Below are 21392 nucleotides of genomic sequence, written 5' to 3'. Positions count from 1 at the left end.
GGGTCAGTACTTCGCGTCCTCCAGACCGCAGAAGGGATCAACCGGGCTGTTCCGATTCCAGGGATGTCGTCCCATCAAGAGGTCGACGACGGCGGCCTGCATCTCGTCGATCGTGCAATAGGCGTTGACATAGACGGGCACGCGGGGCGCGTCATAGAGGTGATAGGGATAGCCGAAGGAGATCATGACGGTCGGAATGTCGTGCCAATAGCGCCGCATCGCACCGACGAAATCGCCGCCAAGCCGTGCCCAATCGAGGAAAATGCGCCCGCGCGTCAGCAGGGTCTCTTCTCCCAAGAGATAGAGGACGAGATCGAAACTGGCCGGATCGATCGCGGGCTGCTGGGTGTGAAGCGTGACCTCGAATCCCTCCCTGGTCAGCATATCCGGCAGGCTGAATTCGTGCGGTGAGTCATGAAGCGGACTGATGATTCCGCCGGATATCACCAGCACGCGCCGATGCCGCCGCGGACTGATGGGCAGGAGCCCCAGCGTGTCCTTGACCAGGGTCGGCGCCCGCCGCAAGGCCGCGTCGGCGATGACCTTGTCGGTAGCCCGCGCAATCGCTCCGGTCGACCGAATGGTTGGCAGCTCGTGGAGACCAAGCGCCGCCTTCAGCGCCAGGACACGCAGCACCGCGTCCTCGAACCGTTCGGCTGGCAGGCGGCCATCCTCGACAGCCGCGTGCACCTCCGCCATGTCTTCCTCCGGCGCGCGCGAGAACAGGATCATGTCGCACCCCCCGGCGATGATCTGCGACTTGGCCGCGCGGATGCGGCACCAGGAGGTGAGGCCGGCCATCTCGCTGGCATCGGAGACGATCAGGCCGTTGAAGCCGAGCCTGTGGCGAAGCAGCTCGACATTGAGAAGGCTGCTGATGGATGCTGGCCGGAAAGCCTCGACGCCCGGATCGGATAGCTGGCTCCTGACGAACGCCGGCAGCGCAATATGCGCGGACATGATCGAGAGGACGCCGGCGTCGATCGCAGAGCGGTAGAGCCTGCCGAACGTCGCCTCCCACTGCTCCATGGAGAGCGGATTGATCGTGGTGAGCAGATGCTGGTCGCGGTCGTCGTAGCCTTCGCCGGGCCAATGCTTGGCGGTCGCGGCGACCCCGTGGCGTTGCAGGGTCTCGATATGCGTCACCGCGTGGCGGCGGACGGTCTCCATGTCCGCGCCGAAACTGCGCGTGCCGACGATCGAGCTGCGAAACGCATGATTGATGTCGATCACCGGCGCGAACGACCAGTTCACGCCGATGGAGGCCGCTTCCTCGGCAATGATGCGCGAAATGTCGGCGGTCACCGCGGGGTCGTCGATGGCGGCAAGCGCGAGTGGGTTCGGCACCTGGGTGCCGAAAGGCAGGCTCATGCGCGAGCCCTCGAGATCGGCGCTGACCAGGAGCGGGACCGGTGCTGCCTTCTGCGCGGCCGTCAGTCGCGCGCGCTCGGCCTCGCCATCGGGACCGAAGTACCGCGTGATTCCGCCCGGCCGCAATCGTGCAAGCCTGTCGAGCTCATCGGGATCGGTTGCGCGCGACAGAAGATTGAAAAGCTGAGCCACTCTGTCTTGCAGGGTCAGCGCGCGATAGGTGGTCTCGACCCACGCGATGGCGCGCGCATCGAGACCAAAGGGCGCACGAGAAAGAAAGGACGTATCCATGTGCGGGTTCTCCCGTCCTCGGCAGGGCGGATCGCCCGATCAGACCCACCCACCATCCACGACGTAATGCTGCGACGTGCAGGCTGAAGCCTCGTCGGAGGCAAGGAACAGCGTGACCTTCGCGATCTCGTCCGGCATCAGCTTGCGCTTCAAACACTGGCGCTGCATCAGCTCTTCCACGCCTTCCGGCGTCAGCCATTTCGTGACCTGGCGCTCGGTCATGATCCAGCCGGGTGCGATCGCGTTGACGCGGATGTTGTAGGGGCCGTAGTCACGCGCCAGCGAGCGGGTGAGGCCGATCACGCCGGACTTGCTGGCGGTGTAGGCGGCCATGCCGCCTTGTCCGGCCATCCAGGAGACCGAGCCGAAATTGATGATGGCGCCGGCACTGGCCGCCTTCATGTCCGGCAGGACCGCCTGTGCCGCGAAGAACTGATGCTTCAGGTTCACGGCGATGCGGTCGTCCCAATATTCCGGCGTCACTTCCTCGGTCGGATGCCGCTCGTCATGCGCTGCGTTGTTGACGAGAATGTTGATCGGGCCGTGCGCCTTGCGGGCCTCAGCGACACCGGCGCGCAAGGCCGCGATATCGGTGAGGTCGACGTGCCCAAAATGCGCAGCTAAGCCCTGGTCCGCCAGCTCGCGCGCCAGCCGCGCCCCGTCATCCGCCTTGATATCGAAGAACACGACGACGGATTTTTGCTGGGCAAAGCGCCGCACGATCGCTTCGCCAATGCCGGACGCGCCGCCCGTGACGAGAACGACCTTGCCTGCAAGGTCCGGATAAATGGCGGCCATGATGTCCTCCCGGCACTGGTGTCCGGGCAACGCTCGCCCGGCAAAAACGACTCGTCAGGACCTTAGCCACACGGCCGGTGAGGTGCATAGATCAGAATTTTAGTTGCGTACCTCAAAAAATGAAGGCAGCATTGCCCCAACGACATAAGCAAGACCAGAACATGGTCGGGAGGAATGGTGATGAGGCTGCTCAGCAGGCTGGGACTCGCCGTTGCCGCATGGCTGCTCGCGCAGGGCGCGGCCACGGCCGACACCACGGTGAAATGGCTCCACATCGAGGTCAATCCCGCGCAGGTCAAGATCTGGGAGGAGGTCGCCCGCAGCTATGAGGCCTCGCATCCCGGCGTGAAGATCGAGATGCAGTTCCTCGAGAACGAGGCGTACAAGGCGAAGCTTCCGACCATTCTCCAGTCCAAGGACCGGCCCAACATCATCTATAGCTGGGCGGGCGGCGTGTTGAAGGCGCAGATCGAAGCCGACGTCCTTGACGACATTACCGACCAGGTGAAGGGCTATTCCGACACGCTGACGCCGGCGGCACTTGCCGCCTTCAGCAGGGATGGCCACGTCTACGGCCTGCCGACGGCGCTGTCGCAGGTCGGCTTCCTCTTCAACAAGGAACTGATGGCGAAGGCCAATGTCGATCCCGCCTCCATCAAGACCTGGGACGATCTGCTCGCGGCAGTGAAGGCACTGAAAGCCGCGGGCGTGACGCCGATCGTCGTCGGCGGCGCCGACAAATGGCCGTTACATTTTTACTGGACGCACCTTGCGGTGCGGATCGGCGGAAAGCCGGCCTTCGATGCCGCGCTGCGCGGCGAGAACGGCGGCTTTGCCGGCGAAACGTTCCAGAAATCCGGCGAGCTGTTCAAGCAGCTCGTGGACCTCCAGCCGTTCCAGAATGGCTTCCTCGGCTTCAAGAATCCGCAGGCCGTGGGCTATTTCGGCGATGGCAAGGCGGCGATGACGCTTGCCATCAGCAGCGTCTATCACCTCCAGCGCGCGCTTGCCGCCGACAAGGTGGGTCTCGGCGAGGACAAGATCGGCTGGTTCGATTTCCCGGTGGTGCCCGGTGGCAAGGGCGCGCCATCAGATACGCTCGGCGGCATCACCGGCTGGCTCGTCACCAAGGGCTCGCCGAAGGAGGCGGTCGACTTCCTCAAATTCTTCGTCTCCAAGGACGTGCAGACGCGCCTTGCGGCCGGCAACTATATCATTCCCGTGGTGAAGGGCGCCGAGAGCGGGCTCAACAACGCCTTCATGAAGCGCATCGCGGACAATCTCGCGAAATCGAACTACCACCAGAACTTCTATGACCAGAGCCTCGGCCCCTCCGTCGGTCGCGTCGTCAACGACGTCACGGCGGAGATTGCAGGCGGCAGCATGAGCCCGCAGGACGCGGCCAAAGCGATCGAGGCGGCCTGGAAGCAGGGTAACTGACGGTGGCGCGGCGGATCGCGACATCGCCCGCCGTGGACGCCGTCGCGCCCGCGATTGCGCCAATCGCGGTGCGTGGTCCGAGCTGGGACGGCCGGCTCACCGTGCTCGTGCTGTTCCTGCCGCCGGCGCTGCTGCTGTTCACCCTGTTCGTCGTGCTGCCGATCGGGGAGGCGGCCTGGTATTCCGCCTTCAACTGGAACGGTTTTGGCCGGCCGACCAACTGGATCGGGCTCGACAATTACCGCTTCGTGCTCCAGACGCGCGCCTTCTGGCTCGCGCTGCGCAACAACGGCCTGATCATCGCGGTCTCGCTGCTCGTCCAGTTGCCGCTGGCGCTGTCGCTGGCGCTCATGCTCGCCGACCGCTTCCGCGGCGCGGTCGCGCTGCGCATGCTGTTTTTCATGCCTTACATCCTCGCCGAGATCGCGACCGGGATGATCTTCTCGTTCGTTTATGACGGCGACTACGGCCTCGTCGCCTCGATCTGGCGTGCCTTCGGTAGCGAAGCCCCGCATCTGCTGGCCTCGACCGACACCGCGATGCTGGCGGTGCTGATCGTGATCGTCTGGAAGTATTTTGGCTTCCACATGATGCTGTTCATCGCCGCGCTGCAGAGCCTCGACAAGAGCCTGATCGAGGCGGCGCGCATCGACGGCGCAACGCGCTCGCAGACGCTGCGCCACGTCGTGATCCCGCTGCTCTATCCGACCATCCGCCTCTCGGTGTTCTTCGCCATCATAGGGTCGCTGCAACTGTTCGACCTGGTGATGCCATTGACGCGCGGGGGGCCGGCGGATTCGTCGAATACGATGGTGAGCTTCCTCTACAACAACGGCATCTCGCGCATGCGGGTCGGCTATGGCAGCGCCATCGGCGTCATCCTGTTCATGACTTGCGTCACCTTCGCCTTCACCTACAAACGGTGGTTCATGCGCGATGAGTAATGTCGAGATCACCCGCGCGCCGTTCGATCCTGCCGTGCTGTACAAGGCGCTGTTCCTCGGCCTCGTCGCGATCTTCGTCGCGGTGCCGCTGCTTGCGACCCTGCTCGGCGGCTTCAAGACGCTCGGCGAATTGCGCGTCAATCCGTTCGGCCTGCCGCGGCACTGGGAATGGCAGAACTACGCCGACATCCTGTTCTCGCAGCGCTACTGGCAGCTCTTGCGCAATTCACTCATCATCTCGACGCTGACGGTGACGCTGACCCTGATCGTCGCATCGATGGCGGCATTCACCTTCGCCCACATCCGGTTCTTCGGCAGCTCGATGCTGCTGAGCTATTTGACGCTGGGACTGTTGTTTCCGGCCGCAACCGCCGTGCTGCCGCTGTTCATCAAGGTGCGCGATCTCGGGCTGCTCGATACCTATCTCGGCGTCGTGCTGCCGCAGGTCGCCTTCAGCCTCGCCATGAGCATCCTGCTGTTCAGGCGCTTTTTCAAGGACATCCCCTACGAGCTGCTCGAGGCCGCGCTGGTCGACGGTTGCAGCTACATCAAATTCTTCCGCTACGTGACGCTGCCGCTGTCGCGGCCGATCCTGGCCACCGTCGGCACCATCACCTTCGTCAATAGCTGGAACGCCTATCTGTTGCCGCTCGTGATGCTGAACACCGATGCGCTGTATCCATGGCCGCTCGGCATCATGGTCTACCAAGGCGAATATTCGTCGGAATGGCACCTGATCCTCGCCTTCATCACCCTGACCATCCTGCCGACGATCATCCTCTTCCTCTTGGCGCAGAAGCACATCGTCGCCGGGCTCACCGCAGGCGCAGTCAAGGGATGAACGACACCTCACGGAGACAAGAATGAGAAAAGTCGGCATCGGCATCATCGGTTGCGGCAATATCAGCACCGCCTATCTCAAGGCGGCGCAGCGCTTCCCGGTCCTCGACGTCCGCGCGCTCGCCGACATGCGCAGCGATGCGGCGGAAAAACGGGGGGCCGAGTTCGGCCTGCCGGCAATGCGCGTCGACCAGTTGCTCAGGCGCGACGACGTCGAGATCGTGATCAATCTCTCGGTGCCGCTCGCCCACACCGACGTCAGCCTCGCGGTGCTGAACGCGGGCAAGCATGTCCATTCCGAAAAGCCGCTCGGCGTCAATGTGGCCGAAGCGCGGAAGGTGATGGATCTCGCCGCACAGAAGAACCTGCGCGTCGGCTGCGCGCCGGACACCTTCCTCGGCGGCGGCCATCAGACCGCGCGCAAGCTGATCGACGACGGCGCCATCGGCACGCCGGTTGCGGGCAGCGCGTTCTTCATGTGCCCTGGCCACGAACGCTGGCATCCGGCACCGGGCTTCTATTACTTGCGCGGCGGCGGGCCGATGCTGGACATGGGGCCGTATTATATCACCGACCTCGTGCAGCTCCTTGGCCCCGTCGCGAGCGTGATGGGCTCGACCGCGCGGCCGAAATCCGAACGCCTCGTGACCAGCCAGCCGATGAACGGCCAGATGATCCCGGTCGAGGTCGCAACCCACGTGGCCGGCACGCTGGAATTCGAAAGCGGCGCGGTGGTCTCGATCGCCATGAGCTTCGATGTGCCGAAGCACCGGCATGCGCCGATCGAGATCTATGGCGACAAGGGCAGCATGCTGGTCCCCGATCCCAACCGCTTCGGCGGCGAGGTGCAGGTGGCGAAGACAGGCGGCGAGTGGGAGACCGTGCCGCTGACCCACGGTCATGTCGAAGGCGAATTCCGCTCGATCGGCGTTGCCGATATGGCGACCGCCATCGTCACTGACCGGCCGCACCGCGCCAGCGGCGCGCTCGCCTTCCACGTGTTGGAGGTGATGGAAGCGTTCCAGACCTCCGCCGACGAGGGGCGCCGCGTCAAAATCGAGAGCCGCGTCGAGCGGCCGGCGATGATGCCGGCCGGGCGCGAGACCGGACAGATCGACTGAGGATCATGACAATGCGCAAGGCAATGATTGTATGGGGTGGCTGGCCGGGGCACGATCCTGATCTCTGCGCCTCGATGATACGAGGCTGGCTGAAGCAGGAAGGCTTCGAGGTCCGCATCGAGACCACGACGGCCGCGTTCGCCGATCCCGCGATCCACGATCTCTCGCTGATCATTCCGATCTACACCATGTCGAAGATCGAGAAGCCGGAGGCGCTCAACCTCTGCGCGGCCGTGCGCGGTGGCGTCGGGCTCGCGGGCCACCATGGCGGCATGTGCGACGCCTTCCGGGAATCGGTCGATTATCAATTCCTCTGCGGCGGCCAGTGGGTTGCCCATCCCGGCAACATCATCGACTACCGGGTCGACTTGACGAAGCCGGATGACCCCATCATGAAGGGCCTGAAGAGCTTTGAGCATCGATCCGAGCAGTATTACATGCATGTCGACCCTGCCAACGAGGTGCTGGCCACGACGACCTTTTCCGGCGCGCACGCGCCCTGGATCGAGGGCGTGGTGATGCCGGTGGTCTGGAAGAAACGCTACGGCGAGGGCAGGGTGTTCTATTCCTCGCTCGGCCACCGTGCCTATGAACTCGACGTGCCCGAGATCAAGACGATGATGATTCGCGGCATGCTCTGGGCCGCGCGCGGATGACGGGCGGCGAGATACATCCGGCCATGCGTGCGACGCTGGAAGACGTCGCGCGCATGGCCGGAGTGTCGCTCGCAACGGTCGATCGCGTCGTCAACCGTCGCGAAGGCGTGCGTGCCAAGACGGTGGCGCGCGTGGAGGCGGCGGTCGCAAAGCTCGGCTACCGCGCGGATGTCGCCGCGGCGCGGCTCGCCCGCGGTCAGACGTTCCGCTTCGCCTTCGTGCTGCCGACCGGCAGCAACAGCTTCATGACCAATTTGACCGAGCAGGTACAGCGCACGGCCGAATGGCTCGCCAGCCAGCGCGGATTCATCGATATCCTGCACGTCGACGTGTTCGATCCGGACGTGCTGGCCCGCACCCTGGAAGAGCTGTCGCCTGCCTATCACGGTGTCGCCGTCATCGCGCTCGATCATCCGCGGGTGCGCGCGGCGATCGACGATCTCGCGGCCCGCGGCGTCGCCGTGGTGACGCTGGTTTCGGACGCGCCGAGCGCGCGGCGCCTGCACTATGTCGGTATCGACAATCCGGCCGCGGGTCGCACGGCTGCAACCCTGATGGGACGTTTCCTCTCCGGACGCAAAGGCAGCATCGCCGTCATCGCCGGCTCGCTGTCGCTGCGCGATCACACCGAGCGACAGTTTGGTTTCAACCAGATTCTGACGAGCGAATATCCTGATCTGGTCGTGCTGCCGGTGCTGGAGGGGCGCGACGACAGCGAGCGCACGCGCGTACTCACTGCAGAGCTCTTGTCGCGACGGTCCGGTCTGCTCGGCATCTACTCCTGCGGCGCGGGCAATCGTGGCATCGCCGAGGCGCTGGAAGCCTCGGGCCGTGCCCGCGATGTGGTCTGGATCGCCCACGAGCTCACCCAGGTCACGCGGCGCTTTCTGGTGCGCGGCACCATCGATGCGATTATCAACCAGGATCCCGGCCACGAGGCGCGCTCTGCCGCACGGCTCCTGCTCGCGCATTGCTCGGGCGAGCCGATCAGTGCCGATCAGGAGCGCATCCGCATCGATATCTTCCTGCGGGATAATCTGCCGTGACCGGGCACGTCAGCGCCGGATCGTGACGTCCGCCGGGGTCCGCCGGTGTTCCCAATCGGCGCGCTCCAGTTCGGGCCGATCGAACTCGGCCTCGGGATAGCCGACGCAGAGATAGCCGATGAATTTCCAGGTCTCCGGCACGTCGAGAATCTCGCGCATGCGGAGCGGATTGAGGATCGAAACCCAGCCGATCCCGATGCCGTCCGCACGCGCGGCGAGCCAGGCCGAGACGATCGCCGCGACGACCGAATAGTCGAGCGTCTCCGGCATCGTCGCGCGCCCGAGGCCGTGTCCGGTCTCGCAGGCTCTTTCCACGAATACCGCCAGATGCCCGGGCGCCTCTTCGAGGCCGGCGAGCTTGAGCGTGGCATAGCGCGCGGCACGCTCGCCGGAATAGGCTTTGAGCGCATCGGCATTGCAGAGCTTGAAGTCGTCGATGATCCCGCGACGCCGCGCTGGATCTTCGACAATCACGAAACGCCAGGGTTGGCTGAGCCCGACCGATGGCGACAGGCATGCGATGTCGATCAGCCGCTCCAGCGTGCCCTCGGGCAGCGGATCTCTGCGGAAGCGCCGCACGTCGCGCCGCCAGACGAAGAGCTCGCGCAATTGCCGGCGGAAATCGTCGTCGAATGAGACCATCAGGCGGCCGCGTGAAACAGCGAGGCGGCCATCAGCAGGATGGCGGTCTCGGCGACCTGCTCGTAAGCACCGAGTATATCACCGGTCTGTCCGCCGAGTTGCCTGATAGCGAGCCAGGCGATCAGCAGGCCGAGAAAGGCGAGGAAGATCACGGCCAGGATCGCCTTGCCCGGCCCAAAGCCGATCACGAGCACGATGGCACCAAGGCCGAGCGCAATGGCGGCGTTCGGCCCGGCCGGCCGGCCGGCGCCGGCGGATAATCCATCCGACCGCGCCGGCGGCACCAGCGCCATGAACAGCGGCAGGCCCGCGCGCGCGGCGACATGCGCAAGCAGAAGCGCGATCAGGGCCGAGCGCGGCGCGGCGATGGCGGCAAGCGCGCTCCAGCGCAGTGTCAGCGAGACAATGAGCGCGCACACGCCAAAACTGCCGATGTGGCTGTCACGCATGATCTCGAGTTTTCGCGCGCGCGTGCTACCACCGAGACCGTCGGCGGCGTCGGCGAGGCCGTCCTCGTGCAGCGCGCCGGTGATGATGATCGTGCTCGCAAGCGCCAGCATCGCGGCGGGACCGGGCGTCACGCCGAGCACATGTGCGATCGCGTACACGGCGGCACCGAGAAGACCGATCAGCAATCCCGCGAGCGGCAGTGTCCAGCCCGCGCGCGCAATGTCGCCGTCGCCGACCGGCGTCGACGGGCCGAGCGGAAGTATCGTGGCCAGCGACAGGCCGATCCGCAGATCCGTGACGATGGCCGTAAGCTGTGTACGGTTGGCCATGGCGTCACTTGACCTTCATCGGCAGGCCCGAAACCACGAACTCGACCTCGTCGGCGACTTCGGCAATGGCCTGGTTCAGCAGACCAGCGGCATCGCGAAAACTGCGCGCCAGCGCATTGTCCGGCACGATGCCGAGGCCGACCTCGTTGGTCACGAGGATTACCGGGCTCTGTTGCCTGCGAAGTGCGGCAGCGAGCAGCGCCGACTCGTTCGACCAGTCGCGTCCGGCATGGAGCAGGTTGGAGAGCCACAGCGTCAGGCAGTCGACGAGCCGTGCGCCGCCGCCGTCGCTCGCATCGAGCGCGGCCACGAGATCGAGCGGCGTCTCGCGCTCGATCCAGTCGTCGCCGCGGCGGGCGCGGTGGCGCGCGATCCGCTCCGCCATTTCCGCATCGAGCGCCTCCGCGGTCGCGATGTAGACGGGCCGGCCGGGAAAGCTGCGGGCGCGCGCCTCGGCGCGCCGGCTTTTCCCGGACCTCGCTCCTCCCGTGATCAGGACAACCGCCATGAAATCTCCGTTCTGACCCGCACTAACCACCAATCGGGCGCAAAGACAAAGCCGAAATCGGCGGGCAGGGGCTTGCGCTGTGCCCCAATTCTTGCGCATCAGGGCAGGTGAGAAGGAGATGTGACGTGGGCTTTGCCGGCGCGATGGCGGTAGCGATGACGGTGGACGCCATCTGGGGGTGGCCCGGCGCCATGTTCGCGCGCATCGGCCATCCCGTGACCTGGATCGGCAGGCTGATTGCTCTGCTCGATTGCAACTGGAACAGGACCGTTGATGCACCCGAAACGCGGCGCAGGGCCGGCGTTGCCGCCGCGCTCCTGGTGATCGTGCTGTGTGCCGGCATCGGCTGGGTCGTGCAGAGCTGGCTCGTTCCCGGATGGAGCCGCGCTGTCCTGCTTGGGATTCTTGCCTGGCCGTTGGTCGCGCTGCGTTCGCTCCATGATCACGTCGCCGCCGTCGCACAACCCCTGCAGTCGGGCGACTTGAATGCGGCGCGGATGGCAGTGGCACAGATTGTCGGCCGCGATCCCGCGTCGCTCGACGAGGCCGGGATTTCGCGCGCGGCGCTCGAGAGCCTCGCGGAGAATGCGTCCGACGGCATCGTGGCGCCGGTGTTTTGGGGCGCGCTGCTCGGCCTGCCCGGTATCTTCGGCTACAAGGCGATCAATACGCTGGATTCCATGATCGGCCATCGCTCCGAACGTCATCTCTGGTTCGGCTGGGCGGCCGCGCGCATCGACGACGTTGCCAACTTCATCCCGGCGCGGCTGACGGGCCTGTTGTTCGCGCTGGTGACAACGCGTCCCTCAGTGGCCCTGTCCGGCATGTTGCGGGATGCAAATCGCCATCGCTCTCCCAATGCCGGCTGGCCGGAAGCGGCAATGGCCGGTGCGCTCGGCGTGCGCCTGAGCGGGCCACGCAGCTATCATGGTGCCGTGACCGACGAGCCCTGGCTGAACGGGGGCGCGCGCGATCCGCTCGCCGCTGATATCCGCCAGGGATTGCGGCTCTATATTCGCGCGATGCTGCTGCTCGGCGGCTTGCTCGCAGCATTGGCGTTGGTCTAGCGAGGCAGCGATGCGCGAGCATGGTGGCAATCTCGATGCAGCAGTGCAGCGGTTCGGCGGCCGCTTGGAGGACTGGATCGATCTGTCGACCGGCATCAACCGGCAACCCTATCCGGTGGGCGAGATCGAACAGCATGCCCTTCGGGCGCTACCGTCGCAGTCCGAGATTGAAGCGCTGCGCGAGGCCGCGCGGCAGGCCTATGCAACGCAAGCGCCGCTGCTCGCCATGGCCGGCGCGCAGGCGGCGATCCAGTGTCTGCCGAGTCTGTCGCGCAAGGGCCGGGCGCGCATTCTCGCGCCGACCTACAACGAATATGGCGGGGTGTTGTCCGCCGCAGGCTGGGACCTTGCCCAGGTCTCCAGTCTCGACGCGCTCGCGGGCGCCGATCTTGCCGTCGTCGTCAATCCCAACAATCCCGACGGCCGGCGCCACGAGCGAGCTGACCTCCTCGCACTGCTGCCGCGCGTTGGCCGCCTCGTGATCGACGAAAGCTTCGTCGATGCGCTGCCTGAGCTGTCGCTCGCGCGAGAGGCGGGGCGGGGCGGTCTTCTGATCCTGCGCTCGTTCGGCAAGTTCTATGGGCTGGCCGGCTTGCGGCTCGGCTTCGTGCTCGGCGCGGAAGCGGACATTGCGACGCTCTCGGCGATGGCAGGGCCGTGGCCGGTTTCGGGTGCTGCAATCGCCGTTGGCCGGCGCGCGCTGCTCGATCGCGAATGGGCCAGGACGACGACATCGCGGCTCGAATGCGACTGCGTACGACTCGATACGGCGGCGACATCGCGGGGCTGGCGGCTGGTCGGCGGCACGCCGCTGTTCCGGCTCTACGATGTCGGTGATGCGCTTGCTGCACAGGACAGGCTCGCGCGCAGTAATATCTGGTCGCGCGTCTTCAGCGCGCAGCCGGGCTGGCTGCGCCTGGGTTTGCCGGGCGATGAGGCGGAATGGTCGCGCCTTGCATCGGCGCTGGCGCGCTGACGCTCAGCGCGCCAGCGCGAGCAGACCTTCGACGTCGAGATGGGTCTCGATGTGATCGGCGAGTGCGTCGAGCACGCTCTCGACCCTGGCGCCGTACGGCTGGTCTGTCGCGGGAATGTCGAGCTGCGCGAGGAAGGCCTTGCGGAATCCGTCCGACGTGAACAGGCCGTGCAGATAGCTGCCGTGCACGCGTCCATCGCCGGAGATCGCGCCTTCCGGCGCGCCGTCGAGCATCGCGAAGGGACGCGCGCGATCCGGCCCATCGGTGCGGCCGATGTGAATTTCGTAGGCGTCGATTGCTTCGCTAGTCCCGGCGTGGCGCGCCGTGACGCGGGTGAGCGTTTTTTGCGGCGACATCACCGTCGTCACATCGAGAAGGCCGAGGCCGGCTGTCTCTCCGGCCGGGCCCTCGATGCCCTCGGGATCGTCCACGCTGCGGCCGAGCATCTGGTAGCCGCCGCAGACACCCAGCACGTGACCGCCGCGACGGTGATGCGCGAGGAGATCGATGTCCCAGCCCTGCGCACGCAAGTAGGCGAGGTCGCCGCGCGTCGATTTCGAACCGGGGATGATGACGAGCTGGACATCGCCGGGGATCGCCTCGCCCGGGCGGACCATCACGAGGTCAACGTTTGGCTCGAGCTTGAGCGGGTCGAGATCGTCGAAATTGGCGATCCGCGAGAGCGCCAGAAACGCGATCTTGCATCGGCCCGGCTTTCGCGCGTCGCCCAGTCCCAGTGCATCCTCGGCCGGCAATTCGCCGGCGCGCGCGAACCAGGGCAGCACGCCAAAGCCGCGCCAGGATGTCTTGTCCTGGATCAGCCGGTAGCCATCATCGAACAGCGTGGGATCGCCGCGGAACTTGTTGATGACGAACCCCTGGATCATCGCGGCATCATCAGGGTCGATCACGGTCTTGATGCCGACGAGCTGCGCGATGACGCCGCCGCGGTCGATGTCGCCGACCAGCACGACGGGAACATCGGCCTTGCGGGCAAAACCCATATTGGCGATGTCGGCCTTGCGCAAATTGACTTCCGCCGGGCTGCCGGCGCCTTCGACCAGAACGAGGTCGGCGCGCGCCTTCAGCCGCTCAAAACTCTCGAGCACCGCGCCCATCAGCGAAGGTTTCATTGCCGCGTAGTCGCGGGCGCGCGCGGTGGCGATGCGCTTGCCCTGCACAATGACCTGCGCGCCGACATCGGTCTCGGGTTTCAGCAGCACCGGATTCATGTCGGTGTGCGGCTCGACGCCGGCGGCGAGCGCCTGCAAGGCTTGGGCGCGGCCGATCTCGCCGCCATCGACGGTGACGGCCGCGTTGTTCGACATGTTCTGCGGCTTGAAGGGGAGCACGCGCAGGCCGCGGCGCTTTGCGGCGCGCGCAAGGCCCGCGACGATGAGCGATTTGCCCACGTCCGAGCCCGCTCCCTGAATCATCAATGCGCGCGCCATCGCGAAAGTCTCAGAACTCGACGCCGGCTTGCGCCTTGATGCCGGAGCGGAACGGATGTTTCACCAGCGTCATCTCGGTGACGAGATCGGCGATCTCGATCAGCTCGTCCTTGGCGTTGCGCCCGGTGAGGACGACATGCGTCAGCGGCGGCTTCTGCGTCTTCAGGAAGTCGACGACCTCGGCGATGTCGAGATAATCGTAGCGCAGCGCGATGTTGATTTCGTCGAGCACGACCATGCGCAGGCGTTCGTCCGATATCAGCTCCTTGGCCTTCACCCAGCCGGCCTTCGCCGCGGCGATGTCGCGGGTACGGTCCTGCGTCTCCCAGGTAAAGCCTTCGCCCATGGCGTGGAACTGGCAGAGATCGCCAAAATGCCCGGTGAGCAGCCGCCGCTCGCCGGTATCCCACGCGCCCTTGATGAACTGGACCACCGCGCAAGGGAAGCCATGCGCGACACAGCGAACGATCATGCCGAAGGCGGAGGAGGATTTGCCCTTGCCCGCGCCGGTATGGACGATGATCAGCCCCTTCTCGCCGCTCTTGGTCGCCATGATCTTGTCGCGGGCAACCTTCTTCTTCGCCATTTTCGTGGCATGCCGGGCGTCGGTGTCTTGCACCGCTGGGGTATCCGGTTCAGGCGTCATCTGAAATGGTCCTTCGGCTTGACAAGTGGCGGCCATGGGCAAATGGTGGGCCAGCGTTGGTTCCTGTCCTACGACAGGCGAAGAGGGAATGCGATAGGGCTCGAATCGGCAAGATTCGTGTTCGAAAAGCAGCCGCCCCCGCGACCGTGACCGGAGAGATGCCCGAAGCCACTGATCCCCAAGGGGATCGGGAAGGCGGGGATCGAAGGGATAAAACCCTGCTCCGCAAGCCGGGAGACCTGCCAGCGCGAATGTTTTGGACCGGCGGACGGGGTGTTCCGCGACGGGGAAACGGATCCTCTCCTCGAGCGGTTCGTGCGCCTCATCGCCTCCCGCAGATATCCTGGAAGGGGCGATGGCCGTCACACTTCACGTTTGCATCACTTGCCGCGCTGGCCAGACGCTGGGCGAAGGCGAAACCACGCCCGGCGCGCGGCTGCATGCCGCGATCCTCGACGCCGGCGTGCCTGACGATGTCAATTTGGTTCCCGTCGAATGCCTGTCGGCCTGCAGCCAGGGCTGCTCGGTCGCGCTCAGCGCGCCCGGTCGATGGTCCTATGTCTACGGGCGCCTGTCGGAAGCCAACGCGAACGACGTGATCGCAGGCGCTTCGGCTTACGCGGCGGCGCCCGACGGCATCGTGCCCTGGCGCAGCCGTCCCGAAATCTTCCGCAAGCAATCGCTTGCCCGCATTCCCCCCATCGCCGTCGTGCCGGAGGCCGCCGAATGAATACGCTCGCAAAAGTCCCGGTCACGGTCGTCACGGGCTTTCTGGGATCAGGCAAGACGACGCTGATCCAGCACCTGATCAGCAATGCCAACGGCAAGAAGCTCGCGGTGCTCGTCAACGAGTTCGGCAGCGAAGGCGTCGACGGCGAGATCCTGAAATCCTGTGCGGACGCCAATTGTCCGGAAGAAAACATCGTCGAGCTCGCCAATGGATGCATCTGCTGCACCGTCGCCGACGATTTCATTCCGGCGATGGAGCAACTGCTCGCGCGCCGGGTGAGGCCAGACCACATCCTGATCGAGACATCGGGGCTGGCGCTGCCGAAGCCGCTGCTGAAAGCGTTCGACTGGCCGGAGATCCGCTCGCGGATCACGGTTGACGGCGTGATCGCGCTGGCTGATGCCGAGGCGGTCGCAGCCGGACGCTTCGCGCCGGATCCGGATGCGGTGGAAGCGCAACGCGCGGCGGATGAGAATCTCGATCACGAGACGCCGCTGTCGGAGGTGTTCGAGGACCAGATCGCCTGCGCCGATATCGTGCTGCTCACCAAGGCTGACCTTGCAGGCGCGGCGGGGCTCGAAGCAGCCAAGGCGGCGATCGCGGCTGAGATGCCGCGTCCCGTGCCGATGCTGCCGGTGGTCGACGGTGCGGTCGATCTGCGCGTGATCCTCGGCCTGGAAGCGGCGGCCGAAGACGATCTCGCCGCGCGCCCCTCGCATCACGACGGTGAGGACGAGCACGAGCACAATGATTTCAACTCCGTCGTGATCGATCTGCCTGAGGTCGTCGACGTCGAGGCGCTGATCGCCTCGGTGCAGCGGCTGGCGCGCGAGCAGAACGTGCTGCGCGCAAAAGGCTATATCGCGGTCAAGGGCAAGCCGATGCGGCTCTTGCTGCAATCGGTCGGCGAGCGCGTGCGGCATCAGTTCGATCAGCCCTGGGGCGTGCGTCCCAGGCAATCCAAGCTGGTCGTGATCGGCGAGCACGGCGATATCGACGAGGCCGCGATCAAGGCAGGACTCGGAATATCAGGGCTTGGTATCTGATGCACGTCGTCTTCCGCGAGAGCCGTGGTCTGGAGGAGACCGCGACGCCAAGGGACATCGGCCAGGACCCGGCCGATCTCGTGGTGCTCTCGTTCTCGGATTCCGATCTCGCTGCGTTCGCGGCCGGCTGGCGGCGGGGGCGCGCTAGCCTGCCGTCGCTGCGGCTCGCCAATCTTGCCGAGCTCCGTCATCCGCTGTCGGTCGACACCTATATCGAGCGGACGCTGTCGCGAGCGCGCGGCATTTTGGTGCGCCTGATCGGCGGCGAGTCCTATTGGGCGTATGGGCTTGCGGCCCTCCAGCAACTGGCGAAGGATCGCGGCATCGCGCTTGCCGTGTTGCCGGCGGATGGCCGCGACGATGAGCGGCTGGATGCGTTCTCGACCTTGCCGGTCTCGACGCTCAGAAGGCTGAAAGTGCTCTGCGACAAGGGCGGACCGGTCGCCGCACAAGCCGCGATCGCGCAGCTTGCGCTGGCCTCGGGTCTCTATGCCGGGCCGGTGGTTGGTGAAATCGAGGTCCCCGAGATCGGTTTCTACGAGCCGGGGCACGGTGTTGTCGGGTCGCTGCCCGATCCCGACGGAAGACCTCGCGCGCTCGTTACCTTCTATCGCTCTTATCTCACGGCTGCGGACATGGCGCCGGTCGATGCGCTGATCGCAGCACTGCGGGAGAACGGATTTGATGCCTATGGCGTGTTCGTCACGTCGCTGAAGGCGCCGGGCGTCGCCGATTGGCTGCGCGCGCAGTTTGCGCAGCATCCGCCCGCGGCTATCGTCAATGCGACCGCGTTCTCCGCGCTTGGCGATGACGGCACGACGCCGTTCGATGCCGCATCGTGCCCGGTCTTCCAGGTCGCGCTCTCCACGGCACGCCGCGAGAGTTGGGCCGAATCGTTGCGCGGACTCTCGTCGGGCGATCTCGCGATGCACGTCGTGTTGCCGGAGGTCGACGGCCGGGTGTTTGCAGGCGTGGTGAGCTTCAAGTCGGCCGCCGAGTGCGATAGCGATCTGCAGTTCGCGCACCTCGCGCATCGGCCCGATGACGAGCGTGTTGCGGCCGTCGTTGCGCGCGTGGCGGCCTGGCAGCGGCTCGCGGAGAAGCCGGCAAGTGAGAAGCGGCTGGCGATCGTGCTCTCCAACTATCCCGGTCGACCGCACCAGATCGCACATGCGGTCGGGCTCGATGCGCTTGCCTCGGTGGAAACACTGATCTCCGATCTCGACGATGCTGGCTTCGATATCGCGCCAGCGTGCGCGCTCGGCGACGTCTTGCTCAAGCAGGAATTGACATGGAGCGTCGCCGATTATCGCGCGGCGCTCTCTCGGCTGCCGCGGGCGCTCCAGGATGATCTGGCGCGCGCCTGGGGGGTGCCGGAGGACGATCCAAGCTGCCGCGGCGGCGAATTTCATTTCGCGGCGATCAGAAGCGGCAAGGCGATCATCGCGGTGCAGCCGGAGCGCGGTGAGGTCCGTCACCGTGACGCCGACTATCACGATCTCTCGCGCACGCCGCGGCATGCCTATGTCGCGTTCTATCTCTGGCTCCGGCAGCAGGGCATCGATGCCGTCGTGCATATGGGCGCGCATGGCACGCTGGAATGGCTGCCGGGGAAATCCGTGGCGCTGTCGCCGCTCTGCTGGCCCGAGGCGCTGATCGGCGATCTGCCTGTCATCTATCCCTTCATCGTCAACGATCCCGGCGAGGCGGCGCAGGCCAAGCGACGCACCGGTGCGGTGACGATTGGCCATCTGCCACCACCGCTGGCGAAGTCCTTAGTGCCGGAGGGCTTGCGCCGGCTCGAGCAACTGCTCGACGAATATTCGACCGCCGACGGCCTTGATCCCGCGCGCCGGCAGCGCCTGATCGCCGATATCCGCGACGAGGCGCGCGCCGCCGGCCTCGACGCCGATCTCGGTCTTGCCGCATCGGCTGCGCCCGCGGAGGCGATTCCACGCATCGATCGCTTCGTCTGCGATCTCAAGGAAAGCCAGTTCGGCGATGGCCTGCATGTCTTCGGCCGGGGGACTTGCGGCGAAGGGGAGAGAGACGCACTCATCGCGGCGTTGTCCGGCCGCCGCGTCGCGCCCGGGCCCGCTGGCTCGCCGTATCGCGGGCGGCGGGACGTGCTGCCGACAGGGCGCAATTTGTTTGCCGTCGATCCCCGCGCCGTGCCGACGCCGTCGGCGCATGCGCAAGGCATCAAGCTCGCCGAGGAACTCTTGCGCCGCCACTTGCAGGATCATGGCGACTGGCCGAAAGGGCTCGTCGTCGATCTCTGGGGGTCCGCGACCATGCGCACTGCCGGCGAGGAGTTCGCGATGGCGCTGCATCTTGCCGGCCTCGCGCCGTGCTGGGATCACGCATCAGGGCGCGTGACCGGCTACGACATCATCGCGCCGGCCGAGCTCGGCCGTCCCCGCATCGACGTCACGCTGCGCGTGTCCGGCCTGTTCCGCGACGTCTTCTCGGGCCTCGCGCAATTGTTCGAGGCAGCCAGCGAGGCACTCTCGGCGCGCGAGGACGAGGGCGACGAAAATCCCTATCGCATGCGCGCCGCGCGCGTGTTCGGGCCGCGTCCCGGGCAATATGGCGTCGGCCTGTCCTCGATACCGGATGTCTTCACGGAGAGCTCGCGAGAGGCGGCCGGCGAGGCCTGGCTGTCGGCATCATCCTGGGCGTTGTCATCAGATGGCGAGATCCGGCCCGATCGCGCCGGCATCGAAACGCGGCTCGCCGCCGCCGACGCCTTTGTCCATGTGCAGGACCTCCCCGAGACAGACCTGCTGCTCGCCGCCGACTATGCCGCGCATGAAGCAGGCGTTGCGGCTGCGGCGGCAAAGTTAGGTGCGGCCGCGCCGTCGCTCTATCACCTCGACGCGACGCGCCCCGACCAGCCACAGGCACGCGCGCTGACGGAAGAGATTTCGCGCGTCGTCCGCGCCCGCGCCGCGAACCCGGATTGGATCGCCGGCATGATGCGTCACGGTTTTCGCGGCGCGGCCGAGATCACCGCGACGCTGGAGCACATGGCCGCATTCGCGCATCTCGCCGGTGCCGTGCCGCCGCATCTGTTCGATCTCTATTATGACGCGACCCTCGGCAATGACGAGGTTCGCGCATTCATGGCGCGGGAGAATCCGGTCGCCTTGGCCGCGATGGAAACCTGCTTCATCCGGCTGCATGAAGCCTCGCTCTGGAAGACGCGCCGCAATTCGATTGCGGCGGCGCTGAAGGAGGCCTCATGAGCGCGGTCGCGATCAAGGGCTGGTGTCCCGGCGCGCTGCGGCCGATGCTGTCGGGCGACGGTCTCGTGGTGCGCGTGCGCCCGCATGGCGGCCGGCTGGAGGCGAAGCAGGCGGCAGGCATTGCGGAGCTTGCCGCGCGCTATGGCAATGGACTGATCGACGTGACCAGCCGGGCCAATCTCCAGATCAGGGGCGTGAGCGATCAAGGCCATCTGCCTGTTCTCAATGGGCTCGCGCAACTCGGTCTGCTCGATCCCGATCCGGAGACGGAGTCGCGGCGCAATATCCTGGTGACTCCGTTCTGGAACGTGGGCGACGAGAGCTGCCTGCTCGCTGGCGATCTCGAGCAGGCTCTTGCTGACGGCGCGCTCGACCTTCCAACCAAGTTTGGCTTCGCTATCGACGACGGGAGAGAGCGCGTGCTGATGGGTGCATCCGCTGACATCCGGATCGAGCGGGATGGCACCGGCGGACTCCTGCTGCGTGCCGATGGCGCGGAACTCGGCCGCTCCGTCACGCGCGGAGAAGTCGTGAGCAACGTGCTGGCGTTGGCAAATTGGTTCGTGGCGTCCGGCGGAGCCAAGGGCGGGCGAGGGCGTATGGCGACGCTTATCGCCACCGGCGCGAAGTTGCCTGAGGGCTTGCGCGGCGACGCCGAGCCTGCAGCAGTGGCGGTTGGGCCACGTCCCGGCCTTCATCCGCATGGTGCGATGGTTGGTGTTGCGTTCGGGCAGTTGCCGCATGCGGCGCTCACTCATCTCGCGTCCTGCGCGCCGGCGCTGCGCATGACGCCGTGGCGGATGATTTTGGTGGAGGGAGCGCGCGAGATGCCAGGCGGCGAGGGCTTCATCACCGAGGCCGACGACCCGGCGCTGCGCGTGATTGCCTGCAGTGGCGCGCCGCGCTGCCGCGAGGCGCATGCCGATACGCGCGCGCTTGCGGCTGCGCTCGCGCCGCATATCGCGCCCGATGCGCGGCTTCACGTTTCCGGTTGCGCCAAGGGTTGTGCGCATTCCGGACCGGCCGCGCTCACGCTGGTTGCAACCCGCGACGGATTTGACCTTGTCCGCTTTGGCTCGACACGCGATATGCCGGTGCTGCGCGGACTGAGCGGCGCCGAGATCGTCAAAGATCCCTCCGTGCTGATGGGAGGGCGCTGATGCCGCACATCTATGAGACCGACGGCGCGACGATCTATCGGCAATCCTTTGCGACCATCCGGGCGGAGGCGGACCTCGCGCGCTTCACGGCGGACGAGGAGCAGGTCGCCGTGCGCATGATTCATGCCGCCGGGATGGTGGGGCTCGAGGCCCATATTCGCTTTACGCCGGGCATGGCACGTGCGGCGCGCGCCGCCCTCGAGAACGGCGCGCCGATCCTGTGCGATGCGCGCATGGTGTCGGAAGGAATCACGCGCGCACGGCTGCCGGCGAACAATGCCGTGATCTGCACGCTCGGCGATCCCGCCGTGCCCGCGCTGGCCCGATCCATGCGCAACACGCGTTCGGCGGCGGCGCTCGAACTCTGGCGGCCGCATCTCGAAGGCGCGATCGTCGCGATCGGCAACGCGCCGACCGCGTTGTTCCACCTGCTCAACATGCTGGAGGACGAAAATTGTCCACGGCCGGCGGCGATTATCGGCTGTCCGGTCGGCTTCGTCGGAGCGGCCGAATCCAAGGCGGCCTTGATGGCGAATCCGCCGGCGCCGGCATTGACTGTCGCGGGACGCCTCGGTGGCTCGGCGATCACCGTTGCCGCCGTGAATGCGCTGGCGAGCCGGAGCGAATAGAG

20 protein-coding genes and 1 riboswitch are annotated in these 21392 nt (G+C 66.1%); of the genes, 13 read left to right on the top strand and 7 right to left on the bottom strand.

Going from position 1 to position 21392, the window contains the following annotated elements; genetic code table 11:
• Window positions 1–3: 3 nt before the first annotated feature.
• Window positions 4–1662 carry a glycoside hydrolase family 3 protein gene (locus NLM33_RS11165; protein ID WP_254096099.1) on the bottom strand — a complete coding sequence of 553 codons (1659 nt, stop codon included), beginning with the start codon at window positions 1660–1662 and terminating at the stop codon, window positions 4–6.
• A 39-nt stretch (window positions 1663–1701) separates the two neighbouring features.
• The gene (locus NLM33_RS11160; RefSeq protein ID WP_254096098.1) at window positions 1702–2460 is read right to left on the bottom strand and encodes an SDR family NAD(P)-dependent oxidoreductase; all 759 of its coding nucleotides are present in this window, start codon (window positions 2458–2460) and stop codon (window positions 1702–1704) included.
• 180 nt (window positions 2461–2640) lie between these two features.
• Here NLM33_RS11160 and NLM33_RS11155 point away from each other — a divergent pair, with 180 nt between their 5' ends.
• The 6 genes from NLM33_RS11155 to NLM33_RS11130 are packed head-to-tail and all read left to right on the top strand — an operon-like array spanning window position 2641 to window position 8507.
• Window positions 2641–3900: an extracellular solute-binding protein gene (locus NLM33_RS11155; RefSeq protein ID WP_254096097.1), complete on the top strand. Its 1260-nt coding sequence runs from the start codon at window positions 2641–2643 to the stop codon at window positions 3898–3900.
• Between the two features lie 2 nt (window positions 3901–3902).
• Window positions 3903–4844 carry a carbohydrate ABC transporter permease gene (locus tag NLM33_RS11150; protein ID WP_254096096.1) on the top strand — a complete coding sequence of 314 codons (942 nt, stop codon included), beginning with the start codon at window positions 3903–3905 and terminating at the stop codon, window positions 4842–4844.
• Window positions 4837–5685, top strand: coding sequence for a carbohydrate ABC transporter permease (locus tag NLM33_RS11145; RefSeq protein WP_254096095.1), 849 nt, complete (start codon window positions 4837–4839; stop codon window positions 5683–5685). The genes NLM33_RS11150 and NLM33_RS11145 overlap by 8 nt, the downstream gene beginning before the upstream one ends.
• Before the next feature lie 22 nt (window positions 5686–5707).
• Window positions 5708–6805: a Gfo/Idh/MocA family protein gene (locus NLM33_RS11140; RefSeq protein ID WP_254096094.1), complete on the top strand. Its 1098-nt coding sequence runs from the start codon at window positions 5708–5710 to the stop codon at window positions 6803–6805.
• 11 nt (window positions 6806–6816) lie between these two features.
• Window positions 6817–7461, top strand: a complete 645-nt coding sequence (locus tag NLM33_RS11135; protein WP_254096093.1) for a ThuA domain-containing protein — start codon at window positions 6817–6819, stop codon at window positions 7459–7461.
• 23 nt (window positions 7462–7484) lie between these two features.
• Entirely contained in the window at window positions 7485–8507 is a 1023-nt protein-coding gene (locus NLM33_RS11130; protein ID WP_254096092.1) for a LacI family DNA-binding transcriptional regulator, read from the top strand.
• Window positions 8508–8516: 9 nt separating this feature from the next.
• On the opposite strand, the gene bluB is transcribed toward NLM33_RS11130, so the two are convergent.
• The 3 genes from bluB to cobU are packed head-to-tail and all read right to left on the bottom strand — an operon-like array spanning window position 8517 to window position 10436.
• On the bottom strand, window positions 8517–9149 hold the full coding sequence (gene bluB / locus NLM33_RS11125) for a 5,6-dimethylbenzimidazole synthase (RefSeq protein ID WP_254096091.1): 633 nt from the start codon (window positions 9147–9149) through the stop codon (window positions 8517–8519).
• Window positions 9149–9928: an adenosylcobinamide-GDP ribazoletransferase gene (gene cobS / locus NLM33_RS11120; protein ID WP_254096090.1), complete on the bottom strand. Its 780-nt coding sequence runs from the start codon at window positions 9926–9928 to the stop codon at window positions 9149–9151. The genes bluB and cobS overlap by 1 nt, the downstream gene beginning before the upstream one ends.
• 4 nt (window positions 9929–9932) lie before the next feature.
• Complete coding sequence (gene cobU, locus NLM33_RS11115) at window positions 9933–10436, bottom strand: bifunctional adenosylcobinamide kinase/adenosylcobinamide-phosphate guanylyltransferase (RefSeq protein ID WP_254096089.1); 504 nt, start codon at window positions 10434–10436, stop codon at window positions 9933–9935.
• A gap of 125 nt (window positions 10437–10561) precedes the next feature.
• On the opposite strand from cobU, the gene cbiB reads away from it, so the two are divergent.
• On the top strand, window positions 10562–11503 hold the full coding sequence (gene cbiB, locus NLM33_RS11110) for an adenosylcobinamide-phosphate synthase CbiB (RefSeq protein ID WP_254096088.1): 942 nt from the start codon (window positions 10562–10564) through the stop codon (window positions 11501–11503).
• A gap of 10 nt (window positions 11504–11513) precedes the next feature.
• Complete coding sequence (cobD, locus tag NLM33_RS11105; RefSeq protein WP_254096087.1) at window positions 11514–12479, top strand: threonine-phosphate decarboxylase CobD; 966 nt, start codon at window positions 11514–11516, stop codon at window positions 12477–12479.
• Between the two features lie 3 nt (window positions 12480–12482).
• On the opposite strand, the gene NLM33_RS11100 is transcribed toward cobD, so the two are convergent.
• Entirely contained in the window at window positions 12483–13931 is a 1449-nt protein-coding gene (locus tag NLM33_RS11100; protein ID WP_254096086.1) for a cobyric acid synthase, read from the bottom strand.
• Window positions 13932–13941: 10 nt separating this feature from the next.
• Window positions 13942–14577 carry a cob(I)yrinic acid a,c-diamide adenosyltransferase gene (cobO, locus tag NLM33_RS11095; protein ID WP_254096085.1) on the bottom strand — a complete coding sequence of 212 codons (636 nt, stop codon included), beginning with the start codon at window positions 14575–14577 and terminating at the stop codon, window positions 13942–13944.
• Between the two features lie 40 nt (window positions 14578–14617).
• Window positions 14618–14839: riboswitch (cobalamin riboswitch) on the top strand.
• Window positions 14840–14932: 93 nt separating this feature from the next.
• Between cobO and NLM33_RS11090 the strand changes: the two genes are divergently transcribed.
• From NLM33_RS11090 to NLM33_RS11070, 5 genes are read left to right on the top strand one after another with little or no spacing between them, the layout of a single operon-like run.
• Entirely contained in the window at window positions 14933–15307 is a 375-nt protein-coding gene (locus NLM33_RS11090) for a DUF1636 domain-containing protein (protein WP_254096084.1), read from the top strand.
• Window positions 15304–16353 carry a cobalamin biosynthesis protein CobW gene (gene cobW / locus NLM33_RS11085; protein ID WP_254096083.1) on the top strand — a complete coding sequence of 350 codons (1050 nt, stop codon included), beginning with the start codon at window positions 15304–15306 and terminating at the stop codon, window positions 16351–16353. The genes NLM33_RS11090 and cobW overlap by 4 nt, the downstream gene beginning before the upstream one ends.
• Complete coding sequence (gene cobN, locus NLM33_RS11080; protein WP_254096082.1) at window positions 16353–19601, top strand: cobaltochelatase subunit CobN; 3249 nt, start codon at window positions 16353–16355, stop codon at window positions 19599–19601. Before cobW ends, cobN begins: the two co-directional genes overlap by 1 nt.
• Window positions 19598–20761, top strand: coding sequence for a precorrin-3B synthase (gene cobG / locus NLM33_RS11075; protein WP_254096081.1), 1164 nt, complete (start codon window positions 19598–19600; stop codon window positions 20759–20761). Before cobN ends, cobG begins: the two co-directional genes overlap by 4 nt.
• On the top strand, window positions 20761–21390 hold the full coding sequence (locus NLM33_RS11070; protein WP_254096080.1) for a precorrin-8X methylmutase: 630 nt from the start codon (window positions 20761–20763) through the stop codon (window positions 21388–21390). The genes cobG and NLM33_RS11070 overlap by 1 nt, the downstream gene beginning before the upstream one ends.
• The last annotated feature ends 2 nt before the right edge of the window (window positions 21391–21392 follow it).

Origin of the sequence: Bradyrhizobium sp. CCGUVB1N3 (genome assembly GCF_024199925.1) — a bacterium.
Classification (GTDB): Bacteria; Pseudomonadota; Alphaproteobacteria; order Rhizobiales; family Xanthobacteraceae; genus Bradyrhizobium.
Note: the sequence above shows the minus strand (reverse complement) of the source record. Positions and strands in the feature narration are given on the sequence as shown.

What these genes read in the sequence shown, in the direction of transcription:
- NLM33_RS11145 (WP_254096095.1), top strand. Translation starts at nt 4,837, where the DNA reads ATGAGTAATGTCGAGATCACCCGCGCGCCGTTCGATCCTGCCGTGCTG.
- bluB (WP_254096091.1), bottom strand. Translation starts at nt 9,149, where the DNA reads ATGGTCTCATTCGACGACGATTTCCGCCGGCAATTGCGCGAGCTCTTC.
- NLM33_RS11070 (WP_254096080.1), top strand. Translation starts at nt 20,761, where the DNA reads ATGCCGCACATCTATGAGACCGACGGCGCGACGATCTATCGGCAATCC.
- NLM33_RS11100 (WP_254096086.1), bottom strand. Translation starts at nt 13,931, where the DNA reads ATGGCGCGCGCATTGATGATTCAGGGAGCGGGCTCGGACGTGGGCAAA.
- NLM33_RS11165 (WP_254096099.1), bottom strand. Translation starts at nt 1,662, where the DNA reads ATGGATACGTCCTTTCTTTCTCGTGCGCCCTTTGGTCTCGATGCGCGC.
- NLM33_RS11155 (WP_254096097.1), top strand. Translation starts at nt 2,641, where the DNA reads ATGAGGCTGCTCAGCAGGCTGGGACTCGCCGTTGCCGCATGGCTGCTC.
- NLM33_RS11130 (WP_254096092.1), top strand. Translation starts at nt 7,485, where the DNA reads ATGCGTGCGACGCTGGAAGACGTCGCGCGCATGGCCGGAGTGTCGCTC.
- NLM33_RS11140 (WP_254096094.1), top strand. Translation starts at nt 5,708, where the DNA reads ATGAGAAAAGTCGGCATCGGCATCATCGGTTGCGGCAATATCAGCACC.
- NLM33_RS11090 (WP_254096084.1), top strand. Translation starts at nt 14,933, where the DNA reads ATGGCCGTCACACTTCACGTTTGCATCACTTGCCGCGCTGGCCAGACG.
- NLM33_RS11135 (WP_254096093.1), top strand. Translation starts at nt 6,817, where the DNA reads ATGCGCAAGGCAATGATTGTATGGGGTGGCTGGCCGGGGCACGATCCT.
- cobS (WP_254096090.1), bottom strand. Translation starts at nt 9,928, where the DNA reads ATGGCCAACCGTACACAGCTTACGGCCATCGTCACGGATCTGCGGATC.
- cobG (WP_254096081.1), top strand. Translation starts at nt 19,598, where the DNA reads ATGAGCGCGGTCGCGATCAAGGGCTGGTGTCCCGGCGCGCTGCGGCCG.
- cobW (WP_254096083.1), top strand. Translation starts at nt 15,304, where the DNA reads ATGAATACGCTCGCAAAAGTCCCGGTCACGGTCGTCACGGGCTTTCTG.
- cobO (WP_254096085.1), bottom strand. Translation starts at nt 14,577, where the DNA reads ATGACGCCTGAACCGGATACCCCAGCGGTGCAAGACACCGACGCCCGG.
- NLM33_RS11160 (WP_254096098.1), bottom strand. Translation starts at nt 2,460, where the DNA reads ATGGCCGCCATTTATCCGGACCTTGCAGGCAAGGTCGTTCTCGTCACG.
- cobU (WP_254096089.1), bottom strand. Translation starts at nt 10,436, where the DNA reads ATGGCGGTTGTCCTGATCACGGGAGGAGCGAGGTCCGGGAAAAGCCGG.
- cobD (WP_254096087.1), top strand. Translation starts at nt 11,514, where the DNA reads ATGCGCGAGCATGGTGGCAATCTCGATGCAGCAGTGCAGCGGTTCGGC.
- cobN (WP_254096082.1), top strand. Translation starts at nt 16,353, where the DNA reads ATGCACGTCGTCTTCCGCGAGAGCCGTGGTCTGGAGGAGACCGCGACG.